General features: G+C 57.2%; 14 protein-coding genes. 11 read left to right on the top strand and 3 right to left on the bottom strand.

The window, feature by feature from the left end:
• The first annotated feature begins 74 nt into the window (after positions 1–74).
• Both GE073_RS24460 and GE073_RS24455 read left to right on the top strand, forming a co-directional pair.
• Positions 75–1,034, top strand: coding sequence for a hypothetical protein (locus GE073_RS24460; protein WP_127464567.1), 960 nt, complete (start codon positions 75–77; stop codon positions 1,032–1,034).
• A 73-nt stretch (positions 1,035–1,107) separates the two neighbouring features.
• Entirely contained in the window at positions 1,108–1,350 is a 243-nt protein-coding gene (locus GE073_RS24455; protein WP_043111058.1) for an NHLP leader peptide family RiPP precursor, read from the top strand.
• Here the strand turns inward: GE073_RS24455 and GE073_RS24450 are convergent.
• Positions 1,339–3,300, bottom strand: coding sequence for a sensor histidine kinase (locus GE073_RS24450; protein WP_153784588.1), 1,962 nt, complete (start codon positions 3,298–3,300; stop codon positions 1,339–1,341). The genes GE073_RS24455 and GE073_RS24450 overlap by 12 nt on opposite strands.
• A 371-nt stretch (positions 3,301–3,671) precedes the next feature.
• Between GE073_RS24450 and GE073_RS24445 the strand changes: the two genes are divergently transcribed.
• Positions 3,672–4,772, top strand: coding sequence for an MBL fold metallo-hydrolase (locus tag GE073_RS24445; protein ID WP_153784587.1), 1,101 nt, complete (start codon positions 3,672–3,674; stop codon positions 4,770–4,772).
• A gap of 435 nt (positions 4,773–5,207) precedes the next feature.
• On the opposite strand, the gene GE073_RS24440 is transcribed toward GE073_RS24445, so the two are convergent.
• Positions 5,208–5,849 carry an NAD(P)-dependent oxidoreductase gene (locus GE073_RS24440; RefSeq protein ID WP_028598053.1) on the bottom strand — a complete coding sequence of 214 codons (642 nt, stop codon included), beginning with the start codon at positions 5,847–5,849 and terminating at the stop codon, positions 5,208–5,210.
• 142 nt (positions 5,850–5,991) lie between these two features.
• Between GE073_RS24440 and GE073_RS24435 the strand changes: the two genes are divergently transcribed.
• Positions 5,992–6,354: a winged helix-turn-helix transcriptional regulator gene (locus GE073_RS24435; protein WP_028598054.1), complete on the top strand. Its 363-nt coding sequence runs from the start codon at positions 5,992–5,994 to the stop codon at positions 6,352–6,354.
• A gap of 61 nt (positions 6,355–6,415) precedes the next feature.
• Positions 6,416–6,724 carry a hypothetical protein gene (locus GE073_RS24430; protein ID WP_028598055.1) on the top strand — a complete coding sequence of 103 codons (309 nt, stop codon included), beginning with the start codon at positions 6,416–6,418 and terminating at the stop codon, positions 6,722–6,724.
• Between the two features lie 61 nt (positions 6,725–6,785).
• Here the strand turns inward: GE073_RS24430 and GE073_RS24425 are convergent, their stop codons facing one another.
• Positions 6,786–7,508, bottom strand: a complete 723-nt coding sequence (locus GE073_RS24425; protein WP_052333052.1) for a YheC/YheD family protein — start codon at positions 7,506–7,508, stop codon at positions 6,786–6,788.
• 146 nt (positions 7,509–7,654) lie between these two features.
• Here GE073_RS24425 and rlmH point away from each other — a divergent pair, with 146 nt between their 5' ends.
• From rlmH to GE073_RS24395, 6 genes are all read left to right on the top strand, one after another.
• Positions 7,655–8,134: a 23S rRNA (pseudouridine(1915)-N(3))-methyltransferase RlmH gene (gene rlmH, locus GE073_RS24420; protein WP_028598057.1), complete on the top strand. Its 480-nt coding sequence runs from the start codon at positions 7,655–7,657 to the stop codon at positions 8,132–8,134.
• 349 nt (positions 8,135–8,483) lie between these two features.
• Positions 8,484–12,839, top strand: a complete 4,356-nt coding sequence (locus GE073_RS26005) for a LuxR C-terminal-related transcriptional regulator (protein WP_323744211.1) — start codon at positions 8,484–8,486, stop codon at positions 12,837–12,839.
• A 145-nt stretch (positions 12,840–12,984) separates the two neighbouring features.
• Positions 12,985–17,238 carry an S-layer homology domain-containing protein gene (locus GE073_RS25875; protein WP_153784585.1) on the top strand — a complete coding sequence of 1,418 codons (4,254 nt, stop codon included), beginning with the start codon at positions 12,985–12,987 and terminating at the stop codon, positions 17,236–17,238.
• A gap of 252 nt (positions 17,239–17,490) precedes the next feature.
• Complete coding sequence (locus GE073_RS24405; RefSeq protein ID WP_028600140.1) at positions 17,491–19,065, top strand: ABC-F family ATP-binding cassette domain-containing protein; 1,575 nt, start codon at positions 17,491–17,493, stop codon at positions 19,063–19,065.
• A gap of 624 nt (positions 19,066–19,689) precedes the next feature.
• Complete coding sequence (locus tag GE073_RS24400; protein WP_228551771.1) at positions 19,690–20,235, top strand: RNA polymerase sigma factor; 546 nt, start codon at positions 19,690–19,692, stop codon at positions 20,233–20,235.
• Entirely contained in the window at positions 20,232–21,254 is a 1,023-nt protein-coding gene (locus tag GE073_RS24395) for a hypothetical protein (protein ID WP_028600142.1), read from the top strand. Before GE073_RS24400 ends, GE073_RS24395 begins: the two co-directional genes overlap by 4 nt.
• Positions 21,255–21,278 lie beyond the last annotated feature (24 nt).

Genomic DNA, 21,278 nt, shown 5'->3' with positions numbered 1-21,278 from the left:
GGGCGTGCGCCTCTTTTGATGCCCGGGGCCATGAGGCGCCCGTCCCACAATGAAAGCGGAGAGGGGAACTCGACATGTCGATTGAATGGAATTTGGAAATGGCGCGCAAAGAAGCGGCGGCGATCTTCGCCGATGCGCGGGAGGGTGCGTCGGCTTGTCCGGAGCCTCTGCGAGGCGTCCTGCGGCAGCTGATCGACCGCGCGGATCCGTCTGCGCGCGAGGGAGGGTCGAACTTCATCGCCTACCTGCTGCCCGCATGGACGGGAGAGCAGGCGGGCCTTCCTCCAGCCGTGGGCCGCGAGCTGGCCGTAGGCAGCGTCTATATGATGCTGCATTATCTCCTGCTGGACGACGTGATGGACGGGGACGAGATCGGGCTCGGGCCAAAGGAGGCGCTGGCGGCGGGACAGCTGCTGCATAGCCTGTTCCTGGAACGGTACGAGCGCGCCGTGCCCGGCTCGGCGGAGCTGTGGAGCCGCTACCGGGCCTATGCCGGCGAGTGGGCGCAGGCCGTGTCGCAGGAAGGACGGCAGCGAGCCGAGCCGCAGGATGCGGCCGCTCTGGCGGCCAAGTCGGCGCCGGTGAAGATCGGAGCGGCCGCCGTCTGGCTGGCGGCGGGCCGGCCGGAGCGCATCGCCGACGCGGAGCAGGCGACGGAGCTGGCGCTCGCCTCGCTGCAGCTCGCCGACGACTGGGCCGATTGGCGGGACGATCTGGCCGCGGGCGAGGAGCGGTCGAACGCGTTTTTGACGCTGGTCCGGCGGATGCTGGACCAGCCGGAGGAGCAGCCGCTGGCGGAGCGGCTCGTACGCCGGGCGGTCTACCAGGAGGACGCGGTGGAGCGGCTGGCCGAGCTCGTCCGAGGCCATCGGCGGGAGCTGTCGGATCGGCACGAGGCGCCTTCGGGACTCGCCGGATTCCACCGGGCGGTGCTCGCCGGCATCGAAGCCGACGTTATGTCGATACGGCAAACGGCAGATGGTCTGGCGTTGAATGGAGGGTTCTTTCATTATTTGTCACATCTTGAAAATTGATAGGGACTTTTTCCTAGCCATGTGTTAATCTGTAGGAAGATTTACCCATACCACTTTGAGAGGCTGTGATTTCATGACCGTTGCCGTAGAATCGTTGAGAGTTCAGATCATTCGTAAAGCTTGGAAGGATGAAATCTTTAAGCAGCAGTTGCTCGCTGATCCCAAAAAAGCCATCAAAGAAGCCTTTGATTACGAGGTAGCGGCTGATATCCAGGTCACGGCTGTTGCCGAAACAGAAAAGCACTTCTATCTCGTTCTTCCTCCTAGCCCTGAAAATGTGGCAAACGGCCAAGGCGAGGTCGAGCTAGTCTGGTAATGATATAGCATCGGTCATCTCGGAGACGATCTGACCGGTTAGAGGGAACCGAATTGTTACTTCGGTTCCCTTTCCTTTTTCGCTGCGGAAGTCGATGCTGCCGTTCATCACCTCGATGATCCGCATCGTCACCATCGTGCCGAGGCCGGTCCCCTTCGTCTTGGTCGAGAAATAAGGCACGCCGAGCTTGGCGAGCTGCTCCTCATCCATCCCCTCTCCGTTGTCCTTCAGCCGCAGCACGGCTTCTCCGCCCTCGGCGCGCGCGGTCAGCTCAATGATTCCCTCCTGGCCGAACGCCTCTACGCTGTTCTTGATGAGATTGATCAGAGCCTGCTTGAGCTTGGAAGGGCTGCCCATGATCTCCAAGCCTTCCTCTGAAATGATGACCAAGCGGCCGCCATGCATGGCGGCATGAGGCCCCATGATGAGATCTAATTGCTCCAGCAATTCATGGAGATCTATCTTTACAATCATCTCAAGATCGGGCTTGGCGAAGGTGAGGAAGTCCGTGATGATCTCGGCCGCGCGGTCCAGCTCGCTGACGGCGATCGTGATGTAGTCCTGGCTTTGGGGATCCTCCTTTTTGGAGAGGAGCTGGAGAAAGCCGCGCGTCACCTGCAGCGGGTTGCGCACCTCATGCGCCACGGATGCGGCGAGATCGCTGATGATCTTGAGCTTCTCCGTGCGCTCGAGCGACAGGTTGAACTGCTCCAGCTGCTTGGAGTAGGACACCAGCGTCTTGTAGTCGGACGAGACGCGCCGCGCGAGGATGACGACGAGCGAGAAGATGAGGGCGACGATGCCGAGCTTCCAGAGGAAGAGGACGTAGCTTTTGCCGCTTCCGTAAAACAAAATCAGGTCGATGGCGCTCGACACGGCAAAGGCCAGCAGTCCCAGCGACAGGATGCGTGCCTGCCGATCACCCTGAAAGGTGTGTGCGATGGAGAGAATCGAAATCCACACCATCTGTACCAGGATCAAGAAGCCGACGGCGACAACAGAGACGAGATCATAGAAGGCATGCAACTGACCGTCCGACAACCGGTAGGCGACGAAGCAGAGCACCCCGAACGCCGAGTAGTACGTCTGCCAGCGCGTGAAGCGCTGGAACGGCGGCGATTTGCGCTCCAGCGCCTCGTTCACGAAGTAGCCGAGCGCGGGGAACATCGTGAACAGCGACAGCTCGAAGCAGGCCAGGAACACCTGGGCCGCATCGGGGAAATAGAGGTAGAGAAGCGGCGAATAGGCGCTGATCAGCAGTCCGGCCGAGAGCGCGATCAGGCAGAGCGAGATCCAGAAGCCGCGCTGGCGGCGGCTGAGGAAGCTCGAGCAGATGAACATGATTGCCGCGAGGAAGACGAGCGAGACGCCGAGCAGCAGGCTGGGCAGCTCTTTGCGGATGTAGGTGCGGTCCAGCTCGTCGAACTCGCCGAGCTGCGGAGGCGTCAGGAAGCCGGCTCGTTCGCCCTTGTTCAGGATGCGCACGTCGAGCACGGTCTCTTGGGGCTTCGCGTCCAGCGGCACGAGCAGGCGGCCCTGGTCAAAATCGAACCCGCGGCTCGACTCGTAAAGCAGCACTCCGCGCTCGTACACCTGTACGTGCCGGCTGTACATCCGTCCGGCCAGCAGGCCGGGACGATGCCACTGCTCCGTCGCCGGCACGCGGAGCCGGATCCAGATGCCTTGGGCGTCCTTCGGCAGCTCGACGCGCGGCTCCCTCAGCTCGGCGTCCAGCCAGTCGGCGTCCGCAGGCGGCGCGGTGCCGGGCGTTGCATCGGCGGGGATAGGCAGCACCTGCCAGCGGTCCAGGGAGGATCTGGCGGCGGGAGCGGCAGAGGCGGCGACATCGCCCGGCTCGGCTGCCGATAGAAGAGAAGGCCAGTGGAGCCATCCCGCCAGCAGGGCGAGAACGGCCAGAGCCGGGAAGAGACATAGACGAAGCGTTCTCATAGATTCCTCCGAGGATTGATTGTACTCGAATTATACCTCGTCTCTCGGTATTCGTCCGCAGAATTCGACATTTTCCGCGTTGAAATCTGTAGGAATTTTCCAATATGGGAGAACTAGCTATAGGTGGGAAATTCGGCTAGGCAATCTTGAGGAAAAGGATTCGCTGCAGGCATCGAGAACGGCTAGTTGAACAAGCTCGTCCAATGGCGTACGAATGCCGGTCCTCTGCCGGTCGGCGGAGCAAGGAACGCCGTCGATGGAATCGAAGAACGTCCGGCCGCGCCTGCGTCCGGGCGTTTTTTTGCTATCGAGGCGGGGGATCGGATAAGCTGGTGGGAGAAGAATTTTCATCGAAAAGAGGCTCGCTCGACATGGGAGTATGGATCGGAATCGCCGCCGCGCTCGCCGCCGCATTGACCTTGGCTTACCTCTACATCCGCCCCGCCCTGGGCGGGAAGCCGTCTCCCGAATCGCGGGAGCGCATCCGCCGCTCGAAGCAATACCGCGACGGCGTTTTTGCCTACCCGCTGCCGACGCCGATGCTGAGCGGCTGGAAGGACCAGGTCTCGATCCTGGGCGAGTTCCTGAAGGGCACGCCGCAAGCCGTTCCCGACCGGCCGCTGGACGTGGAGCGGTACTCGCCTGCGTCCGCCGCAGAGCGGGAGAACGCGGTGCGAGTCACTTGGTTCGGGCATTCGGCGGTGCTGCTGGAGCTCGGGGACATGACGGTTTTCCTGGATCCGATGCTGGGGCGGGCGCCTTCGCCGGTTCCGATGATCGGGGGGCAGCGGTTCAAGGGCTCGTCGCCGGTCGACTTGGAGCGTCTGCCGCGGCTGGATGCGGTCGTGCTCTCGCATGATCACTACGATCATCTCGATTACCCGACGATCCTCCGGCTGAAGGAGAAGACCGGGATGTTCATCGTGCCGCTCGGCGTCGCCGCGCATCTGGAGCGGTGGGGCGTCGCGCGCGAGGCGATCCGCGAGTGCGACTGGTCGGAAGCGGTGAAGCTCAATGGCTTGACGCTGACCTGCGCCGCGGCGCGCCATTTCTCCGGAAGAGGCTTGCTCAGCCGGAATTCGACGCTGTGGTGCTCCTGGGTGATCGAGGGGCAGGGGCGGCGGATCTTCTTCAGCGGCGACAGCGGGTACGGCCCGCACTTCCGCGAGATCGGGGAAACGTACGGTCCGTTCGACCTGACCTTGATGGAATGCGGCCAGTACGACAGGCGGTGGGCGAGCATCCACATGCTGCCGGAGGAGACGGTGCAGGCGCATCGGGATGTCCGAGGCAGCTTGCTGCTGCCGATCCACTGGGGCGCGTTCCGCCTGGCGCTGCATGCCTGGACCGATCCGGTCGAACGCCTGCTCCGCGCCGCGAGCGCCGACGGCGTCGCCGTCTGCACGCCGCGGATCGGGGAAACGGTGACGCTCGGGCAGGGCGAGCCGCCGGCCACGCCCTGGTGGCGCTGATTGCGGCCACGCCGTGGTGGCGCTGAACGCGGCCACGCCTAGTGGGCTGAACGCGGCCACGCGCTAGTGGCGCTGAACGCGGCCACGCGCTAGTGGCGCTGAACGCGGCCACGCGCTAGTGGCGCTGAACGCGGCCACGCGCTAGTGGCGCTGAACGCGGCCACGCGCTAGTGGCGCTGAACGGGGCCACGCCCTGGTGGCGCTGAACGCGGCCACGCCGTGGTGGCGCTGAACGCGCCAACGGGGTTGGCTCCAGTGCCGAGCGCTCAGGCCGAGGGGCCTTCTGCGGTAGCCAAGGCGCCTGCCCTGCCTTTTAGGGGCGGCAAGCGCGCGCCGAACGAGCAAACGGGACGAAGCGGAGATGGCTCCGTTTCGTCCCGTTTGTGTTTTTCTGCCGCAGCGTGCGATGGAATTTCGTCGCCAGCCGCGCGTCTGCTACTCTTTGTCGCTGACGACCGTGAACCGCTCGTTCACATGCTGCGGATGCTCGATCTCGTCCAGCACGGCGATGGCGAAGTCGGCGTAGCTGACGTAGCTGTCGCCTTGAGCGTTCGGGATGACATGGTCCTTGCCCTTGCGGTAAGAGCCGGTGCGAGGGCCCTCTGGGTCGAAGAACGCGGCCGGGCTGATGTACGTCCAGGTCAGCGAGTCGGTCTGGCGCAGATGCTCCAGCTGCTTGCCCGCATTGAAGGCAGTCGGATAGACGAAGTCCGGGAAGTCCGGCGTATCCATCAGCAGCGACGTGCTGTCGGCGTCGACGAACAGGCTGCCCGCGCCGCCTACGACGATCAGCTTCGTGTCCGGCGCGTCCTGGAGCGCGGCCGCCAGGGCGACGCTGGAGTCGAGGTACAGCGTCTCTTGGCCGATCGGCGCCTTGAAGGCGCTGACGACGACGTCGAACGGACGGAGGTCGGCTCCCGTCAGGTCGAACAGGTCTTTCTCAATCACGGCGACGTTCGCGGCGGAGATTTTGGACGCATCCCTCACGATGGCGGTGACGTCGTGGCCGCGGTCGACCGCTTCCTTCAGGATGAGGCTTCCGGATACTCCGTTAGCCCCGATGATGGCGATGTTCATGGTGGTTCCTCCTCTATCGTCAGTCAGGAATAGGTTGTGGACAAGGCTCTAATCCTATACTATGGCAATAGTCCAAAAAGGAACAGTAGGCACATTTAAGATACCTAGTCACATTTTTAAGACCATGAAGAGGAGAGATCGTATGGCGAGAGCCAACTTCAAGGGCGAAATCCCGGAGGAGAAGCGGGAGCTCTGTCTCGTGTCGGATGCGCTGAACGTCATCGCGGGCAAGTGGAAGCTCATTATCCTTTGGCAGCTGAAGGAAACGAGAAGGTTCGGGGAGCTCCAGCGGCTGCTGCCGGGCATTTCCAAAAGCATCCTGACGAGCCAGCTCCGCGAGCTGGAACGGGACGGAATGGTGCATCGCGAGGTGTATCACGAGGTGCCGCCCAAGGTGGAGTATTCGCTGACGGGCATGGGGCGAGGCTTTCTTCCGATTCTGGACAGCATGGGGGAATGGAGAAAGAAGCATGCCGCGGGCAAAGGGGAAGACGCGGACAGCTAGGACGGGGCCAAACCGACTCTATCGCATCTACTAAGTCTATCACCACTAGGGAGGCTTTTGGATGGGACTTAGAGAGGTTCAAGGGTATGATCCGGTTCAGATCACCAACTCCACGTCGTTCAATGCGTATGGGGCGGTGGAGTATTCGTCCATCTTTTGCTCGGATGACCTTTATTCGGTGCAGCGCGACGAGACGTGGCGAGCTTCGGGCCGCGGCGTCTGCCTGCTCACTCGGATTACGGCTACGGTGCGGACGCCCAGCGGGGATATTGCAGCGGAGCCGTATACTTCATCCGGCACCTCCTACAGCCGGTTCGCCATCATCCAGGTCGGAGAGAACCGGTTCCAGGTGACGCGCATCGTCAGCTAAGTCCAGATGCCAAGCGAAAAAGACGACTTGCCTGAACATCGGGCAGGTCGTCCTTTGCGTTCTAATGGTTTCGGTACCAATGGATTCGGCGCAGCATCGTGGAGTCCTTCAAGAGCCGGAAAGGGCGCAACGCCGGCTGGTAGTTGCCCTCGATGATCCAGATCCGGCGCTCCCTATCGATGCCGATGTCGAATCCGACTTGCCGGAGGTCGGGATAGCGCTCTCCGAGCCGTTCGGCAGCCTCCAGCGCGGCCCGCGCTATTTTCGCCGGGAGGCTCCGGTCCTCGATGCGGGCGGATTTCAGCGCCCGAAGCAAGGGGAGCGGGCGGCTGGCCACATTCGTGACCAGATAGCCTTTGGTCGCCGCTTTTGCATAAGAGCCGGTCACGGTCCAAGGGGACGAGGCTGCTTTTTGGCGCTGGACCATGACCCGGATGTCGAACGGCCTGCGCCCGATGCGAGCCAGCGGGATCCGCTCCTGGACGATGTAGCCTCTTCCTTTGCTTTCAATCCACAGCCACTCGAGAACCTTGTCCGTGCCGCTCATCGTGATGGCGTTGTTCTCGTGCTGCATCCGGTAGGCGCCCGTTTCGGTTCGTTGGATGAAGATGATGTTCGTGCCGAAGCTCCCGTCGCGCGGCTTCAGGACGACGCTGGGATGGCGCTGCAGCATGCTGGACAGGGCGTCCTTCTCCAGCAGCCGCGTCTCCGGCAGCCGCGCGTCCAGCGGAGGGCCGGCTCGCAGGACGCCGTATTGCTCCCATTTGTCTTTTTGGACCGCCACTGTCATCCCTGCCTTTTTCATCGGATACGGTCATTTTAAGGGGAATCCGCGCGCCGCATAAGCGAGCATTCGTCTATCTTTTGCTACGGGGGGCTGGAATCGGATAAGCTGGGAGGAGCAGATCAATCGTTCGGAGGACCGTGGACATGCAGATTCAGATCGTATGCGTGGGAAAGCTGAAAGAGAAGTATTGGACCGGCGGCGTGGACGAGTATGCGAAGCGGCTGGGCGCCTATGCCAAGCTCGACATCCGCGAGCTGCCCGACGAAAAGACGCCGGACTCCATGAGCCCGGCGGAGGAGGACCAGGTGCGCGCGCGCGAGGGCGAGCGCATCCTGGGCGCGCTGCGGGACGGCGCGCATGTCGTCGCGCTGGCGATCGACGGCGAGACGTGGTCGAGCGAGCAGCTGGCCGCGCATCTGGACAAGCAGGCCGTCTATGGCGGCGGCTCCGTCAGCTTCGTCATCGGCGGCTCGCTCGGCCTGTCGCCCGCCATCCTGAAGCGCGCTGACAAGAAGCTGTCTTTCGGGCGGATGACCTATCCGCATCAGATGATGCGGGTAATGCTGCTCGAGCAGATTTATCGCGGGTTCCGGATTAATCGGGGGGAACCGTACCATAAGTAGGGCGAAATCTGTTTTAATTAGAGGCGCGCCAGGCGTGGCAGTCTAGTGAATCAACAAGGTAAACATTAATTGGATTTCTATTCACCAACTCGCGGTCAGCCACCTACGATCATAAATTTCTTTGTCGCCATATGCAAAATGCACGATCTGCTTCGCCTCTCGCTGTTCATAGAAACGTCTATAGCTCTACTGTAAAACGGAAGCTTATGGACTCTAAAATTTCCTTCGCTCGTTATTGCATGATATAGTGGCTTGCGCTGTAATCTATTGAAGGCTAGGTATATAATAATGTGTATTTCCAAGATCAAGATTTGGTGGGACAGCATGATGCGGAATGAGGTATCCGTCAATGACTACGAATGACATGAAGCTGAAGGATTATTTAATAGATGTAGGTTCGCCCGTTGCGTTGCCGATCTTCATCCCACTCTCGATTGCGATAACTGAGCTGGTGTACCGGGAGCATCAGCAGACTGCGGTGATCGGGTACTTGAACCCTGCGAACATCAGATTGGAATCAGAGACGCCAGCCAAGCAGGTTCGACTGTCCGCCTATATGGACTGGGATGAAGTTTATCAATCCCCTGAGCAGACAGGGTTGCTCAACCTCCAGATAAATGGTCGTAGCGATCTCTATAGTTTGGGCGTTATTTTTTATGTGATGTTGACAGGAACTACGCCATTCCAACCTGAAGAGGGGGATAGCTGGGCGGTTGCGCATATTCGGATGCCCCCGGCCGCATGGACGAGCAGTTCGGATGCATTACAATCCATAATCATGAAACTGCTGGCCAAATCGCCGGATGATCGCTATCAGAGCGCCTATGGTTTACTGGATGATTTGCGCCAGTGTGAGCGGATGCTGGTAGATGACGACAAGATGCACGCTTTTGAAATCGGTCGTCTGGATCGTCTCCGTTCCTTTCGTCTGCCAGATGCCTTGTATGGGAACCACGTAGCGATTGAGCGAATGCAAGCGGCTCTTGCACAAGCTGCGAGCGGAGCGTCTGTGTTTCGCTGGCTGTGTGGTTCTGCGGGGAGTGGCAAGTCAGAGCTGGTACAGAAGCTAAGGGAAGACATCGCAGCAGTTGGTGGAAGATTGGTCGCAGGTGTGGGGGAACAGTCGCGATCGGTTCATCCGTTGGAGCCGTTGCTCCAAGCGCTGCGGCAATGGATCGATCAACTGTGGAGCGATCCGCCCGAGACGATTGCGAGGTTGCAGGAGCGACTGACGGCGGTGTTCGGACAAGATGCACAGACGATTGTTACCGTGTTGCCTGAGGCGCGAATCTTGTTTGCGAACTTGGTGGACATCCAAGCGAAACAACGACCGACATCGGATGCGGACAGTTGGGTGCGATTCGGCAGGTTATTGCCAGCGCTCATTCGTGCTTTGGTGAATTATGGTTCACCCCGGACGCATGGGCGAGCAGTTCCCGAAGGGAACGATCAGCCGGTCGTGCTATTCATCGATCAAATACAATTTGCGGATGAACATACACTGGATGCGATTCAGATAATGGTGCGAAACCGCGGTATTCCTGGGTTGTTCGTGATCGGTGCGATACGGACAGAGCATGTGGAGCGTGTGCCGTGGCTTGCCGACAGGTTGCGCACCAATCCTGATGAGTGGGTTGATCTTCATCCGTGGACATACGAGGACATTAGACAATATGTCGTCGATGCGGTGCAAGAGGATTCGGCGCGTGTGCGATTGTTGGCAAGATCGCTACATCTGTTAACCGACGGCAATCCCCATGCGCTTCGCCTACGGCTGGAAGATTGGGTGCGGGACAAGAAACTTGTCTTTGACGATACGCAGCGGCGATGGACATGGGAAACGGAGATTGCGCGACTGACAGAGGACTTGCAGGCGAAGCGTGAGCGGCTGGAGATCGACTTCGCCATGCTTACGGATGAAGCGAAGGGGCTACTCGCGACGGCTGCCGCTATGGGCTTAACTTTTCGCTTAACCGTTCTCTGTGCATGCACGGATCTCCAACCCGATGAGGTGCTGCGTCATTTTGATGCTGCGGAAGCGCTAGGCATCGTCTGTTGGGAAGATGAGCCGGATCTATATTCTAAATCCGATCGGATGTACATGTTCATGCACGATCATCTGCACCATCTGGCGTATACTTACGATGCGGCGGGAAATGCGCAGCGGCATCTGAAGATTGGACAGTATCTGCTGCGAGATTATAGGAATGCAATGGATTCGGAGCGGTTACGAACAGCGGTCGATCATTTGAATCGTGGTCGAGCGGAATTGTCTGCGTCGGAGAGGAAGCAACTAGCATCCTATAATGCGCAAGTCGGACAGCAGTTTGGGCAAGAGAGACGATTCGATAAAGGGCAAGCGTATATGGAGGTTGGTCTGGAGCTGGTCGATGGGGATGATGAGCCGCTTTTCTACCAGCTTAAACGGGCGGCGGTTGAATTCGCCTACATGAGTGGCAACACCGAACAGTCGAAACAGCATCTGCTGGATATGGATCAACTCGGCGAACGGTTGCATCGTGCAGACCGCGCCTGGGTATGGAACAAGCTGCTTGAAATGAATTCTTTTGTTGAGAATGAAACTGCGATCAACTACGGCAAGCAAGCGCTGGAAGCTTATGGATGGCATTTGCGGGAGAAGCCCTCTAAGCTGGTTGTCCTTCGAGAGATTATCCATACCCTGGGCCATATGCGTTCTAAGCAAGCCCGGCGGATTACGCTCGCTTCTCCGCACGATGAAGATTACATGGCACTGTGCGAATCTGTGGAACTGATCATGTTCCAATTGGCAATGCACGATGGGAACGCACTGATTGATTTGTACGCTCGCTTCATTCGTTATGGGCTAGGCAAAGGATTGAATGCATCGCTGCTGTCGATTATGTGCGTCTATGAATTGCTTATGCAGCGTGGACTAAAGTCGCGCTATACAGGCGCGAATCCGCTTGCCCGCCTGCGGACGATCGGCGATGCGATGGATTATGATCCGAAGTACCAGCATACGATCGACTTTACCGTCGGCATGTTTCAACAATTAGATCATCCTGCTTCCGCCTACCTTCACATGGAACGTGCGTTGCGTGGTGCGTTGGAGATGGATAGGGTTACTGTTGCCAATGTGGATATGATCCTGTGTTTGGTGACGTATAATCATGACTTGAACGCGCTATCGAACTTGCTCACTTACTTCGACAAAGATTTGAAGTCTTATGGTGCATCCGACACGACACTGGAGATGGCGGACATTATGAGACGTTATCTGGTTGCGTTACGGGATGTTGACGCGTTAACCCCCTTCGTAGCAATTCCTTCCGGCTTGGACGATGAGGACAACGTCAGCTATATGTGCAAACTTGAAGTTGCCTACTTGTCTGGTCAGTATCGAGAAGCGCTGCATTGGGCGAAGCGAGCAAGAGAAAATGAGTTCGCCATGGATTGGGTGCGGGTATGGAAACATCGGCTCTATGAGACGTTGGCATTAGCGGCGGTATACCCGGAAGTCGATGCAGTCGAGCGCAAGTCCATTAAGCGTTCGATGCAACGGCAATTACGCGAGATGAAGCGACGGAAAGGCTACCTCGGCGTAGATTCTTCCGCTTATCTGCTATTGAACGCAGAGTGGGCGAGAGTGACTGGGGATGAGCGCGGCACATGGCGGGGATATACAGATGCGGTGCAACGTGCCAAAGAAGAGCAATATGCCTTGATCGAAGCGATTGCCTGCGAACGACTTGCCGCGTATTTGCAGCACCACGCGAAGAAACCATCGGCGGCGCTGATCGCCGCGATGGATGCGTGTACGGCGTATACCTTGTGGGGCGCCGATGCCAAAGTAGCGCAGATGAGAAGGGAATATCCGAATCTGCAATGGATGGTGACGCAACCGAATGAAGATGTCCCCGCGGAAGAGGAGAATCGAATCGACACCGCGAGCGCATCGACGCGGACACCCCGTGTATATCCTTACCGCTCCGTGGACCGCAGAGAGCTGGAACGTCCTGACGAATTGTTGCGCCAGATGATGGACTGGACGAGCCGTTCCCACGGAGAGCGATCTTGGCTGGATCACTTCTTGCACATCGCACTCCGCCAAGCGGGGGCCGATCGAGGGAGCATTATCCGTTGTCGGAACGATGAATTTCAACTGGAAGCAAGTTCAGACCGACAGGTTCATCATGAAGTGTCCGCGTTGGCTGCGATGTCTGTGTTGCGATATACGATCATGATGAATGAGGCGGTTATGCTCCATGATGCGACAGAGAGCCACTTCTTGCGTGATGCTTATATTCGCGAGTGGCGCACGAAGTCGATCTTGTGCCTACCGATTCAGGTACCTGGTGAAGATTATCTGATCTTGTTGTATTTGGAAAATCGCACTGTGGCAGGTGTCTTCACAGAGCGCGATGTGAATGTGCTTCAGCTTCTGATTACACGCGTCGTATATTTGAAGATGTTAGCGGATGTTTCGATTGAGATTGCGCCTATTAGCAGCGATGCGGAGGTGTTGGCTGAACCGTTAACCAAGCGGGAACTCGAAATTTTAGTTGCAATGGCGGAAGGGCTGTCTAATCAAGAGATTGCCGAGCGGTTCGCGATTACTGAAAGGACTGTGAAGAAGCATGGCACAAGTATATTCGGCAAGTTGGACGTGAAGCGGCGCGGGCAAGCGGTCAGTCGAGCGAGGGCGTTGCATATTATAGACTAGCGTATAGGGGACTTTTCCTGCATGAATGAGGAAAAAGTCCTTTTTTGTCGCTTATACTCCTTTCGTACACTGTATGTTACGGATGGCTCTACTATACTGTGACGAGGTAAGATGCGTTCAAGAAACACGAAAGAGGAGAACTGCTATGCATCTTGTAAAAGGGAATTGGGGCAAGCCAGCGTTGGCACTGTTGCTGATGCTGACGTTGGTACTGGGTGGGATGCCGATATGGGGAGCGCATGCGGCGCTTGCCGCAGATACGGTATCGGGCTTATCAGGAGGAACTTATCGCGCTTATAATCCCGATGGGAGTTTCAAAGATAATCTCCCTATTCCAACAGGAGTAGTATCCGGAGCGATTGCCGTCACCAATGCCACGACGACAATCGGTGACGGTACGACAAGTCCGAAGTGGTACTATGTAAGCGGATCGGTGACGACCACCGGTCTTGTGGTGTCGGGCAATGCGCATCTGATTCTGCTGGATAACAGCGTGCTGACCGCGAATGGAAGCAATCTCAGTTCGGCGGGGATAAACGTCGTAGGCACGAACAGCTTGACTATCTATGCCCAGTCTACAGGAAACAACAGGGGTCAACTACTCGCCCAAACATACGTTGATGGATGGGGATACGGTGCAGGTATCGGTGGTGGTCAATCTGGTGTTACGGATGGTGGCACAGTCACCATCAATGGCGGCACTGTAACCGCCAATGGAGGCGACGGTGCAGGTATCGGTGGTGGTTACACTGGTGCTGGTGGCACAGTCACCATCAATGACGGCACTGTAACCGCCACTGGAGAATATTCAGCAGGTATCGGTAGTGGTCTGGATGGCGATGCTGGTGGCACAGTCACCATCAATGGCGGAGCTGTAACCGCCACTGGAGGCGGCAGTGCAGCAGGCATCGGTGGTAGTTACGATGTTGCTGGTGGCATAGTCACCATCAATGGCGGCATTGTAACTGCCACTGGAGGCGACAGTGCAACAGGTATTGGTAGTGGTGGTAATGGTGCTGGTGGCACAGTCACCATCAATGGCGGCACCGTAACCGCCACGGGAGGGCACTTTGCCGCCGGTATCGGTAGCGGTAGTGGTGATGGCGGCACAGTCACCATCAGTGGCGGAACTGTAACTGCCACGGGAGGGTACTATTCCGCCGGTATCGGTAGTGGTTACAATGGTGCTGGTGGCACAGTCACCATCAGCGGCGGCACTGTAACCGCCTATGGAGACGACGGGGCTGCAAGCATCGGCGGTGGTCAGGGCGGCGCTGGCGGTACAGTCACCATCAGTGGCGGCACTGTAACCGCCACTGGAACTTACTACAGTCGTGGTATCGGTGGTGGTGCTGGTGGTGGTGGTGATGGCACATTAACGGTAAGCGGCGGGGCGGTATATACATCAGCCACACAACCGACGGGGGCGAATCTATCTATTACCGGTGGTGGCTTGTTGTTCAGTGCAGGTATATTGCAGTTCACGGGCGCGACGATCACCCTGACCGCAGATGTGACGCTGCCGGACAACCGGCAATTGACAATACTGCCGAATAAGGTGTTGTGGATTTCAGAGGGCGTAACATTAACCATTCCAAGTGACACGGTATTGCAAAGCGACGGTTCCGTAGTTAACTATGGTACGCTAATGAACAACGGCATTTTTTCAAACCTTTTTGCCTTCCATAATTTTGCTGATAGCCATCTTAATAACAACCGCATGTTTTATAACGACGGTGATTTCTACCGTTATGAGGGGAGTTTGATCACAGGCGACGGCGAATGGGTGGGTGATTTGATTCCGCCCATGGCGACAGACTTCACCTTCACGCCAACAAGCGGCACCTATAATGGTACCCAGCAAGGTGTCGCTGTAACGCCTGTGGCCGGGGTTACCGGGATGGGTTCGATAACGGTATATTATACCGGCACGTCAGGAACGAATTACGCCAAGTCGTTCACTCCCCCTACTGACGCCGGAACGTATGCCGTCACAATAGATGTCCAGTCGGGAACGAAGATCTATGATTCGGCGACGGGGCTTTCATTGAGGGATTATACGATCAACAAAATAACCCCCACGCTCACCCTTGCGGCAGAGCCGCAGAGTTCACAGACGCACCCGGGCGACGTTACGTTAACGGCGGCGCTTACTGCGGGCGGGGTGCCGCTTAGTGGACAGGCGGTCGTATTCTTGGTTAATGATGAGCTTATAGAAGATTCTATGTCAACAACTGACGATAAGGGTCATGCGACGTATACGGTGAAGAGTCCGACGGCTGGCACGTATAGCTTCGGTGCCGCATATCCGACTACCACGAATTACAATCCTGCAATTGCGACACCGATCAGTGACTATACGGTTGAATGGGGCACACAGGATGATCTAAACATCGTGGGACTTGAATCGGCTTATACCTATGGCCATGAGCCGGTTAAGATCTCCACTTCCGGCGGTTCCGGCACGGGTGCGGTGACTTATCATTCGAGTGATTCTACTGTGGCGAGTGTGTCTGGCGACATGGTGACGATTCACAAGAAGGGTGACTTCGAGATTACCGCGACCCGGGCGGGGGATGCCAATTACAACGCGGTAACGAAGAAAAGCGGTACGGTGACCGTCAATGCGGCGACGCCGGATGTGGCGTTGGAACTGACAGGCGGGGCAGACTTCAATGATCCGTTAATATTGACCACGAAGGTCAGTGCCGTAGGTGTCGGGGAGATGCCGACAGGTACGGTCACGTTCAGTGTGTACCAGGGGACGGTATTGGCGGAAGTTGAGCTGGAAGGTTCCGGCGTCGACGGCGTTGCCCAAGCGATTTACACGATCCCCAATCCGACAGGCAGCCATACGTACACGGCGACCTATAACGGCAAAACGGACAAGTACAACACGAATGCGGACCGTGAGGAGTTTAAGGTCGGTTTGGCGAAACAAGCGGCATTGGCGATTACGGACATTCCATCGACGATCACCTACGGTGACGCGGGAGTTACGTTATCGACGAGCGGTGGCTCTACCGACGGCGCAGTGACATTCGCTGTGGCGAGTGACAACGGCGTGCTGGATGTTACCGCGGACGGCAATGTGACGATCGTTGGTGCAGGAACGGTCAGGGTGAAGGCGACCATGGCGGGGGATGCCAACTACAATTCAGTCTCAACTGAGGCAGAGATTACCGTGCTCCCGCGTGACATTAGCAATGCGACGATTACGGTAACGGGTACACCGTTCACCTACAGCGGCACTCCATGGCAACCGAAGTTCAGCGTGACGGATGGTGACATTACGATCACTTCCGGCGATTACACCAACCGTTACGGTGCGAATGTGAACGCTGGCACGGGTGCAGGTAGTGTTACGCTGACAGGAAAGGGGAACTATGCAGGCGCCCAGACGGTGGTGTTCGATATTGCGCCGTTGTCGCTTAACGGGGCGACGATTACGCTCGCGGATACGTCCTTCACAGCGACGGGTAGCGAGATTGAGCCTAAGGTTACGGTTGTTGACGTGAACGGGATTACCGTTCCAGCGACGGACTATAAGGTGAGCTACAGCAACAATGTAGCGGCAGGAACGGCTACGGTGACCGTGACGGCGACGGGCACGAACTTCACGGGAAGTGCCAGCACGACGTTCGCGATTAACCAAGCTGCTGGCGGCAGCGGCAGCACTGGCGGCAGCGGCGGGGTGGACAATGCGACCGATACGAGCAGCCCCGAGCCAACGCCATCACCTTCCGTGGAGTCAACGCCGATCCCTGCGCCAGCGCATGTTATTTTCAATGATTTGGTGAATGAATCGTCATTGAAGAATGCCGTTCAGAACGCGCTGGCATCGGCACCTGTACGGACGTTCAATGACGTGCCTGCGGACAGTTGGAGTGCAGATGCCATCACGATAGCGTCGCAACTGGGCTTCGTTGGCGGTTATGGGGACGGTAGCTTCCGTGGCAACCAGCCGATTACTCGCGCCGAATTCTCCGCGATGCTCGTCAGAGCACTTGGGTTAAGCACAACAACGACGAATGCAGGGTTCAACGATACGGAAGATCATTGGGCCTCAAGTGCGATTAACACGCTAGCAGCCTTGGGGATCATTTACGGCTACGACAACGATACTTTCAAGCCGGACAAGAACATTTCCCGTGCCGAGATGGCGGCAATTCTCGCTCGTGTGCTGAACTTCAGCATGGATGTGCGAAAAGAAAGCTTCGCAGATGTGGCTTCGGACAACTGGGCAGCCACATACATCGAAAATTTGGCGGGTGCCAATATCGTGAATGGTACAGGCAATGACAAGTTCAATCCGACTGCGACGGCAACACGGGCAGAGTCGGTCGTGATGATTTTGCGGATGTTGAATGCTGCGCTTGATCTTGGGTTGGACGTTTAAGGAAGCAAGTCGCATGAGGTGATCCAAAGCGGTCAAGAAACAAACGCCGCCCGCACTCCTTGCATAAGGGGCGGGCGGCGTTTGTTATGGTTTACAAATTGATCGGCGAGTTTCAGGAGAACGGGGACTGGCGGGTTAATCGCGGGTCTCCTTTTGTTTTCGCCGATAGACCCGTTGCGCTGAGCCTTATCACAGCATAAGACCAGGATGGTATAATCCCTCTAGAGTGTTGGAACCAGGAGGGTGAGAGCCATGAGCGTCATACGGTTGGAGAACGTCACGAAGAAGTATGAGGACTCCGTGATTTTTCGCGATATCTATTTTAGGGTCATGCAAGGGGAACGTATCGGCCTGATCGGACGGAACGGTGCAGGCAAGTCTACGGTATTCAAGCTCATTATGGGCAAGGAAGAGCCGACGTCCGGCAGAGTAGAGATCGATCCTAAGGTGAAAATCGGATATTTCTCGCAATTCTCGGAATTAAGCGGAAGCCTGTCCGTTCAACAAGAACTGGAAATGTGCTTCGAGCAGGTTGCATGTATCGAACGAGAGCTGCAAGAGGTCGGAGAGAAGCTGGGCATGTCTCCAGACGATAACGAAACGGAGGAGCTGCTGGCGAGGCAGGCAGAGCTGTTCGAGCAAATGGATCATCTCGACGGCTGGAACGTGTCGATCGAGATCAACACCGTGCTCACGAAGCTAGGATTCAATGACCGATCCCGCAATCAGCCGATCGATGAGCTGTCGGGGGGATGGCGCAACCGCGCGGCGCTCGCCAAGATGCTCATTGAGCTGCCCGATGTCGTTCTGCTCGACGAGCCTACCAATTATTTGGATATAGAAGGCATTACATGGCTGGAGCAGTGGTTGTACCGGTTCAAGGGAGCCATGATTCTGGTGTCGCATGATCGGCAATTCATCGACAAGGTCGTCACGCGTACCATCGAGATTGAAAATTACCATTTTCAGCAATACGAAGGCAACTACACCGAATACGTCCGCAAGAAGAAGATGCGCAAGAAGGAGCTGGACCGCCAGTTCGAATGGGAGGAACAGCTGCTGCTCCTGGAGTCCGAGGAGATCGACAACCGCGCGAGCAGGAAAGCGGCTTCCAAGGATCGTCTTTCGCGCAAGCTGGCGGACAACAAGAAGCGGATCGAGCCGCATCCCGTCAACGTGCTGATTACCGATATCTACGAGAAACTGCGCTTCCCGGACAAGCTATGCGAAGTGAAGAAGATCGGGCAGACCTACGAAGGCAGGCAGATCTTCGAGAACGTCAGCTTCGATATTCAGAAGGAGGATCGCCTGGTCATCACCGGACCGAACGGAAGCGGGAAGTCCACGCTCATCAAGGTGCTCACGGGGACGGAGAAGCCGGAGTCAGGAGAGGTCATCTGGGAGAAGGGCGTCAGCTACGCCTACTTCAACCGAATGTGGGAGGAGCTTGACCCTAAGGATACCGTCAGCCACGCGGTGAATACGTATGGATTGGGACTGGATGCCCCTCGCAAAAAGGTGGCCAAATTCCTAGCCATGCTGCAATTCTCGGAGGCGGATCTGAGCAAAGCGATCGGCAATCTGTCCGGCGGACAGAAGGCTCGAGTGGCGCTTGCCAAGTGTTTGCTATCGGGTGCGGCGGTTATCGTCTTGGACGAGCCAACCAACCATCTGGATCTCATGAGCATTCAGGTCATGGAGCAGGCTCTGATCCATTTTCCCGGGGCCGTCATTACGGTAAGCCATGATCGCTTCTTCATCGATAAGATCGGGACGAAAATGCTGACCTTCGATCCGGCAGCGGGAGTGACGGAGCAGAGGTTGTAGAGGAGAATGGACAAATCCGTGACCAAGGGATGAGCATACTTCGCAGTTGAACATTGAAGGTGAGCATCTACCAAGAAAGGGCTGTCCCATAAGCAAATGGAGACACCCAAAATCTCGAAAAACAGCAAAGACCTCGAATGAAGCCAACTACCTCGGCTCCATTCGGGGTCTTTGCGCATCCACAGCTGCCATTGGAAGATGGAGTGAATCGCATTGCACCAGCGCTTTGCCATTAGAGTGATACAGAGAACGTAATCTACGAGTAACGGCAAGTTTTGATTTTATTAATTGTAATATTAAGCATTAGGGAGAACCCCATAAAGGTTTCTCCCTTCTATTCAGTAGGCAAAGAGGCTAAGTCTAATAATTCCTTTTTATCCTATAGACTTAACCAAATGAGGAATCCACGATCTACAACTTGTAGTCTTGAAGTGAAACGATCCCCGCCGAATTCAGGGATTAAATCATCCCAACGGCTGCATCTGCCGAGACCTTTCTTCGGAAAGGGATGTACATTATCCTGAAAGGAAAGCTTGCTATTGTTTTGCCAGAGAGCAATGTGAATTCGACGATCCATGGAACGATCTATGTCCGGCCCTTGTCTAATAGAGCGGAGGTGAAGAAATGGAGTCCCGCATGGAGTTTCAATATCTCATAAATACAGACAGCATGAGCGAGACGGAGCTCTGCCGTCTGATGACGACATACGGGGACGATGTGCGGAGATACGCGTACGCCATCACGCGGAACCAGGAGCAGGCCAAGGATATCGCGCAGGAGGTCTTTCTCAAAGCCTTCCATCATGTGGGCTCGTTCAGGGGGAACTCCTCCTTCAAGACGTGGCTGTTCGCCATCGCCAGGAACTTGGCCATCAACGAAATGAGGTCCAGCTATGTGCGCCGAATCGTGCTGTTCGAATGGGTCCATCCCCAGGCCAACGAGCGATCGGCGGAGTCGGACTATTTTGCCGAACAATCCGTGCAGGAGCTAAGAGGCATCATCCTGAGCTTGCCGGCGAAGCTGCGCGAGGCGCTGATCTTGACGCTGGAGCATGAATTGACGATGGCGGAAGCAGCTTCGTTGATGGGGGTATCGGAAGGAACGGTAAAGTCGCGGCTGCATCGGGCCCGCAAGATCATCAACAAAAAGTGGAAGGAGGCGGAGCGGTGAGCGAGCATTCGATGGAGTGGGAGGACAAGGTGAAGCAGGGACTTTTTGCAGAGGAGACCTTCTCGGAAGAAATGAAGCGTTCCGTACTGGACGCCGTGAACCGGCGCCACGCCAGATATAGGCTTCGCCCATGGAAGCAGCTCCTGGGGAGCGCCATGCTCGTTGCCGCCGCGTTGCTTGTAGCGATCCACTGGCCGTCGGACCCTGCCTCCAAGATGGCGGCCGGCTCGCCCGACAGCGTCTCCGGGCCAGCCTCCGGCTCGCCCGAGAGCGCTCCCTTGCCCGTCTCGTTCGAGCCGCTGGCGGCGAAAGACTGGGAACGGGGGCAGCCGACCTACGCGGAGGATCCGGACATTCTTCCGGGCCTGTCCAACAAGTTCAATCCGCTGAGCAACGAGTCCAATGAGCGCATCGATCAGATCCCGTTCAGCGACATTCAGCTGCTTGAGGAAAAGCCGATCGAAGGGTTCGGCACGGCCTTGCGCTACACCTTGAAGCCTGGCTCGACCGCTCCTCACGTTCTCCCGAACAACGGAGCCTACTTCGGCTTCACAGTAGACGGATCGACGGAGCCGGATACGCTTTACCATTATGGCACCGGGCATATGTACGATCTGAAGTTCAGCATGACGCGGCTGTTCGGTCAGGAAGCGCTGAAGATCGAACAGACGATTTGCAGGACGGATGGCGAGTCCTGCGTCTGGTATTTCCGCAAAGACGTGCACGGAGAAGTCTACTCCTTGATGAGGCTGGACGCCGCCAGCTATGAACGCGACTGGGATGGCGACGGCAAGGAAGAGGCGATCGTCGCGACGCACAAGCGGAATCAGATCTACGTCTTCAAGGAGCAGGACGGCCGGCTACTATGGACGAGCATAAGAGATGCGCTGCGGGCTGGGCGCGACGATGAGGTGCAGTATGACGATGGCCGCGGAGTGTTCCTTCTCCGTTCCGCCGGCGGCATGCTAGAGACGTACCGGCTGCAAGGGGAGCCGGACTCGTTGGTCCGGGTGGGCTAGCGGAGGCCCGCCGGCGAAAGCCTG

The sequence above is a fragment of the Paenibacillus sp. B01 genome (genome assembly GCF_009649995.1).
GTDB lineage: Bacteria > Bacillota > Bacilli > Paenibacillales > Paenibacillaceae > Paenibacillus_O > Paenibacillus_O pasadenensis.
The sequence above is the reverse complement of the archived record's forward strand: the minus strand, read 5'-3'. Positions and strand labels throughout refer to the sequence as shown.